This is a genomic window from Streptomyces sp. 15-116A, assembly GCF_025290915.1.
Lineage (GTDB): Bacteria > Actinomycetota > Actinomycetes > Streptomycetales > Streptomycetaceae > Streptomyces.
In genome coordinates this window covers 1-5,783 of sequence record NZ_JAOCQE010000341.1, presented here as the reverse complement: position 1 = coordinate 5,783, position 5,783 = coordinate 1, and the positions used below count along the sequence as shown (strand labels likewise).

Here is a 5,783-nt window from a genome sequence, read left to right as displayed (position 1 = left end):
CGCCGGCTGCGCGCGGCGGCCTTGAGGCGGCGGCGGACCTCCGGTTCGCCGAACCAGCCGCGCAGTTCTGCGGCGATGGCCGCGGAGTTCTCCGGCGGGACGAGGATGCCGGGCACGCCGCCGTCGGGTGCGCGGCCGACCGCCTCGGGCAGTCCGCCGACGTCCGTGGCGAGCACCGGGATGCCCCGGGCGAGCGCTTCGGTGACGGCCATGCCGTAGGTCTCGGCGTACGAGGTGAGGACCATCAGGTCGGCCGCGGCGTAGCTCGTGTCGAGGGCGGCGCCGGACTGCGGTCCCGTCAGCTCCAGCCGGTCCTGGAGACCGTGCCGGCGGATGAGGGAGCGCAGGTGGGCGACGTAATCGGGGTCCTGCGTGAGCGAGCCGACCAGTGCGCAGCTCCACGGCAGGTCCGCCACCGCGGCCAGGGCCTCCACCAGCCGGTGCTGGCCCTTGCGGGGGGTCACGGCGGCCACGCAGAGCAGTCGGGAGACGCCGTCGGTGCCGGGTGCGAGGGGCGCGATGTCGGCGCCGGGCGCGGCGACATGGACGCGGTCGGGGACGAGGCCGTGGTGGGCGACGAGGCGGCGTACGGCCCAGTCGCTGGTGGCGATCACGGCCGGCACCGCGCGCAGCACCGCGCGTTCGCGGGCGTCGAGGTCGGCGGCGACGGCGGGGTCGAGTCCGGTCTCGTCGCCGAGGGGAAGGTGGACGAGGACGGCCATGCGCAGCCGTTCCGCCTCGGGGACGATGATCTCGGGCACTCCGCAGGCGACGAGCCCGTCGAGCAGGACGACGCTGCCGTCCGGCAGTTCGCTCAGGGTGCGGGCGAGTCCGCCGTACGCGGTCGCGTCGGGCCGGGGCCAGTCACCGGCGACCGCGTGCCCGCGCACGGCCCAGCCGAAGCCGGGCAGGTCCAGGCAGATCCGCCGGTCGTAGGCGTTGCCGCCGCTCGGCGCGGCCGGGTCGTCGACGCCGCCCGGCAGCACGAAGTGCACCAAGCGCAGGGACATGGGGATGATCCCGTCGTTCCGCGGAAAGTTCGCCTGCAGGGGAACGTAGCCCAGGCGGGCGGTCCCGGCCCGGTCGATGGTCGTGTCGGTCACAGGGCACGCTCGTAACTCGCCCAGGCGATGTGCGATTCGTGCAGGGTGACGGTGAGGCCCGCGATGCCCTTGGCGCCCTCGCCGAGCGCACCCTTGTGGATGCGTTCGGCGAGCCGGTCGGCGATGACCTTGGCCAGGTATTCGGTGGAGGTGTTGATGCCCGCGAAGTCGGGTTCGTTGTCGAGGTTGCGGTAGTTCAGCTCGGCGACGACCGCCCCCAGTTCCTGTGTGGCGAGTCCGATGTCGACGACGATGTTGTCCTCGTCCAGCTGTTCGCGCCGGAACGTCGCATCCACGAGGAACGTGGCCCCGTGCAGGCGCTGGGCCGGTCCGAAGACCTCGCCGCGGAAGCTGTGGGCGATCATGATGTGATCGCGGACGGTGATGCTGAACAACGGGCGACCCTCCAGGTGCGGCGCGTCTGCCCCCGGCCGTTCGCCGCCGGGGATGACTCGTAGTACGGCTGACAGCCTGCCCGTGTTCAGCGCCGCTCACGTCTTTTCTCAGGTCAGGCGCGCTTGTGTCGTCCGCCGGCCGTCATACGGGGTCCCGTTGAGCGTTCATGCTCCGGTGTACGTCACCCGGTGGCACAGCGCGGGGATCTCGCCGGAGGCGAGGCGGGACATGACGTCGGGCAGCTCCTCGAAGGGCGACTCGCCGGTGACGAGGGCGTCGAGGGCGGGGTCGGCGAGCAGGTCGAGGGCCAGGGCGAGCCGGTCGGCGTAGCTGCGGTTCGGGCGGGCCGGGGAGACGGTGCCGACCTGGCTGCCGCGGATGGTGAGCCGTCGTGAGTGGAAGGCCTCGCCCAGCGGAAGGCTGACCTTGCGGTCGCCGTACCAGCTCAGCTCGATCACCGTGCCCTCGGCGGCGAGGAGTTGCAGGGCCCGGTTCAGCCCCTGCTCGGTGGCGCTGGCATGCACGACCAGGTCGCGGTCACCGGCGGCGTCCTCGGGCAGTGCGAAGCCGACGCCGAGCGCCTCGGCGGTCTTCGCCCGCGCCGGATCGGCGTCGACGAGCTGCACGCGCACGCCGGGGAAGCGGGCCAGCAGTGCGGCCACCGAGCATCCGACCATGCCACCGCCGATGACGGCGATCCGGTCACCGATCAGCGGCGCCGCGTCCCACAGGGCGTTGACGGCGGTCTCCACCGTCCCCGCGAGCACCGCCCGCGCGGCGGGCACCGAGTCGGGCACGGGCGTCACGGCGCTCGCGGGCACGACGTAGTGCGTCTGGTGCGGGTAGAGGCAGAACACGGTCCGCCCGGTGAGTGCCTCGGGCCCCTCCTCGACCACCCCGACGTTGAGATAGCCGTACTTCACCGGCCCCGGGAAGTCGCCCTCCTGGAAGGGCGCGCGCATCGCCGCGTACTGGCTCTCGGGCACCCCGCCACGGAAGACGAGCGTCTCCGTGCCGCGGCTGACCCCGGAGTACAGCGACCGCACCAGCACCTCGCCCTCGCCCGGGTCCGGCAGGGTGACATCCCGGATCTCGCCGCGTCCGGGCTCGTTGAGCCAGAACGCACGTGCGGTGCGGATCATCGAAGTCCTCCTGAACGATCGGGAAGCCGCGCGCGTACCGAGTGGTGCACAGGCCGCGCACAAGGTAGCGGCGTTGATCGACTCTGTCACACGGCCGGAGGATGTTCGGTGGCCCTGAACAACACTTACGACGCGAGGCTCGTACAGCAGGAGACCGCCGTGGGCGCGGGTCTGCAGATCCTGCTGCTGGCCCTGATCGGTACGGCGATCGGCATGGGCCCTGCGGGCTGGCTGTCCGGCCTCGCGTTCGCGATCGCCACCTGGGCCGTGCTGTCCCGGGCCCTGCACCGCTCGCGGCTGCGCTCCTTCGGCGCGGCGAACCGCGTCACCCTCGGCCGGGCCTGCCTCGTCGGCGGCGTGACGGCGCTGGTCGCCGACTCCTTCCAGGACTCGCCCCCCGTGTCCCTGTTCGTCGGCCTGACCGCTGTCGCCCTGATCCTCGACGGCGTGGACGGCAAGGTGGCCCGCAGGACCGGCACGTCGACACCGCTGGGCGCCCGCTTCGACATGGAGGTGGACGCGTTCCTGATCCTGGTGCTCAGTGTGTACGTGTCGATGGCGATGGGCCCGTGGGTGCTGCTGATCGGCGCGATGCGGTACGTCTTCGTCGCCGCGGCTCGTGTCTGGCCCTGGCTGACGGCGCCGCTGCCGCCGAGCACGGCCCGCAAGACGGTGGCCGCGCTCCAGGGCGTGCTGTTGCTGGTGGCAGGCGCGGCTCTGCTGCCGCATGCGGTGAACGTCGGGGTGGTGGCGCTGGCCCTGGGCCTGCTGGTGTGGTCCTTCGGCCGGGATGTCCTGTGGCTGTGGCGGACGTCGCGGGTGCAGACGGCTCCGGCCACCGGGCGGGAGGTACGGGAGCTCGTCGCGGGCTGAGGGGCGGTCAGAGCTGAGCGGCCCGCCGGGGCAGCACCGTCACCGCGATGGCCGGTACGGCGGCCAGGACGAGCCACGGCACCGCCGGCGGCAGCCCCGCGTCCAGCAGCGTGCCGGTCGCCGAACTGCCGAGCAGCACGATCAGGCCGGAGACCGAGGACAGCGCCCCGGTGTAGAGCCCGAGCCGTCCCTCCTCGGCGAGATCCGGCACCCAGGCGCGGGCGGCCGGCGCGACGAGCATCTGGCCCAGCGTCAGCAGGACGACGAAACCGCCCACGGGAAGCAGCCCCGCCGCCCCCGTCCACCCGGCCGGACGCGCCACCGCCACCACCGCGAACCCCGCCGCCACCAGCGACAGCCCGGCCACCATGGACCGCCGCACCGCCAGCCGCTCCCCCACCCAACGGGTGACCGGCAGCTGCGCGGTCACCACCAGCAGCGAGGACAGCGCGAACAGCCAGGCCAGCGCGGCCTGCGAGCCGGTGGCCCGCTCGACCTCCTCGGGGAGGGCGAGATAGAGCTGGTTGTAGGCGAGCAGATAGGCCCCGTAGGCGCAGCAGAGCGCGAGGAACGCCCGGTTGCGCAGCACCAGCCGCATCCCTCCCCGCACCGGTGTCCGCACACGCCCCGGGATCCGCTGCGGCAGCAGCCACGCGTGACCGGCGAGCACCAGCACGAAGACCCCGGCGCCGGCGAGGCAGGCCGTGCGGAAGTCGACGGCCAGCAGCAGCGCCCCCAGCAACGGCCCGACGAACGCCCCCGCCTGCCCCGCCACCGTGAACAACGCCATCACGCGCGTCCGTGGCCCTCCGCCCGCCTCCTCCCACACGACCGCCTGGCGGGCCACCTCTGACTCGACGGCCGGCGAGAACAGGGCCGCAGCGAACCCGATCAGCAGCACCGAGCAGACCACGGCCCAGGTCCGCTCCGCGTACCCGAGCCACACGAACCCGCCGATCCGCAGCACACACCCGGCGAGGACCACGGGCCGGATCCCGTACCGGTCGGCCAGCGCCCCGCCCACCACGAACAGCCCCTGCTGACTGAACGTCCTGAGCCCCAGCACCAGCCCGACCAGCCACCCCGCCATCCCCATGCCCTGCCCCAGGTGCGCGGACAGGAAGGGCAGCACGGCGAAGAAGCCGACGTTGAAGGCCAGTTGGGTGAGGATCAGCAGCCGCAGCAGCGGGGAGAGCCGCGGCCGGCCGGATGCTTCACGTGGGCGGACGGACAGCGAGGTCACCGTGCCCCCACCAATGCCCTGTCCTTGGCGGGCGCGGGGCGTTTCCCGGGGGGCGCTGTCGGGGCGGGACCTTGTGAGGACCGCGCCCGGCTTCTCCATCGCACCCCGCCTGCCGACGTGACCGCCAGCGCACCGAGCAGAGCGAGGACGGCCGCCGGGGCGAGCACGGCCCAGGGTGCGCGCTCGGCGTAGGGCTGGTTCTCGGCGAGCAGCAGGCCCCATTCCGGTGACGGCGGCTGCGCGCCGAGCCCGAGGAAGCCCAGGGAGGCGAGGGCGAGGGCGACGCCGGGCAGCCGCAGCAGCGCGTGCCGGGTGACCGGCGGCAGGACGGCGGGCAGCAGTTCGCGGCGCAGCAGATACCAGCGGCCCGCGCCCAGCCCTCTGGTGGCCGTGAGATGCAGGGTGGCGCGCTCCTGGTGCAGCAGCGCGGAAGTGTGCGCGGCGAGCGGCGCCCAGGCGACGGCGGTCACGGCGAGCGCGGGCGTGGCGGCTCCACTGCCGGCGACGGCGGTGACGAGCAGCGCGGCGAGCACGGGCGGCACGGCGTTCACCGTGTCGGCCACGGGCCCCGACAGCCGGGGCACGAGCCCCAGCAGCACCCCGATGCACAGGGCCGCGACGCTGATCGCCAGGGCGAGCAGCAGCGTGTCGAGTGCGCCGTGCCCGACCCGGGCGAGCAGATCCCGCCCGAGCGCGTCGGTCCCGAAGGGGTGGGCGAGCGACGGGGCTTGCAACCGCTCCCCTGTGTTCAGCGCGAGCGGATCGCGGGGCAGGCCGAGCACGATGACGGCGATCAGGGCGGCGCCGTAGCCCAGCGGCTGGAATCGCCGCGCGGGTGGCCGCGGCCGGTGCAGGGTCCCCAAGGCGCCGTCGCGCAGGGCGGGTCCGACGAACAGCCGGGCGGCGATCCGGCAGACCGCGGTGGCCACGGCCGCGAGCAGCACCAGGGCGAGGGTGCCCGCCTGGAGGACGGGCAGGTCCTGGGCGAGCGCGGCCTGGAGGGTGGTGCGCCCGAGCCCGGGGATG

Annotated in this window: 6 protein-coding genes; 1 reads left to right on the top strand and 5 read right to left on the bottom strand. The window is 73.9% G+C overall.

Annotated features, from left to right (window positions below):
* From N4P33_RS31635 to N4P33_RS31625, 3 genes are all read right to left on the bottom strand, one after another.
* Positions 1-1,103, bottom strand: a 1,103-nt coding sequence (locus N4P33_RS31635) for a glycosyltransferase family 4 protein (RefSeq protein WP_260830384.1), incomplete at its 3' end; no start/stop codon positions are given.
* Positions 1,100-1,498, bottom strand: coding sequence for a 6-carboxytetrahydropterin synthase (locus N4P33_RS31630; protein WP_260830383.1), 399 nt, complete (start codon positions 1,496-1,498; stop codon positions 1,100-1,102). The genes N4P33_RS31635 and N4P33_RS31630, both read right to left, overlap by 4 nt.
* Before the next feature lie 165 nt (positions 1,499-1,663).
* Positions 1,664-2,641 (bottom strand): zinc-binding alcohol dehydrogenase, encoded by a 978-nt coding sequence (locus N4P33_RS31625; RefSeq protein WP_260830382.1) that lies wholly within the window; start codon positions 2,639-2,641, stop codon positions 1,664-1,666.
* Between the two features lie 108 nt (positions 2,642-2,749).
* Between N4P33_RS31625 and N4P33_RS31620 the strand changes: the two genes are divergently transcribed.
* A complete protein-coding gene (locus N4P33_RS31620; RefSeq protein WP_260830381.1) occupies positions 2,750-3,514 on the top strand; it encodes a CDP-alcohol phosphatidyltransferase family protein in 765 nt (254 codons plus the stop codon).
* Positions 3,515-3,521: 7 nt separating this feature from the next.
* Here N4P33_RS31620 and N4P33_RS31615 read toward each other — a convergent pair whose 3' ends face one another.
* Complete coding sequence (locus tag N4P33_RS31615; protein WP_399030476.1) at positions 3,522-4,757, bottom strand: MDR family MFS transporter; 1,236 nt, start codon at positions 4,755-4,757, stop codon at positions 3,522-3,524.
* A partial coding sequence (locus N4P33_RS31610; protein WP_260830380.1) for an ABC transporter permease occupies positions 4,754-5,783 on the bottom strand: 1,030 nt, incomplete at its 5' end. The genes N4P33_RS31610 and N4P33_RS31615, both read right to left, overlap by 4 nt.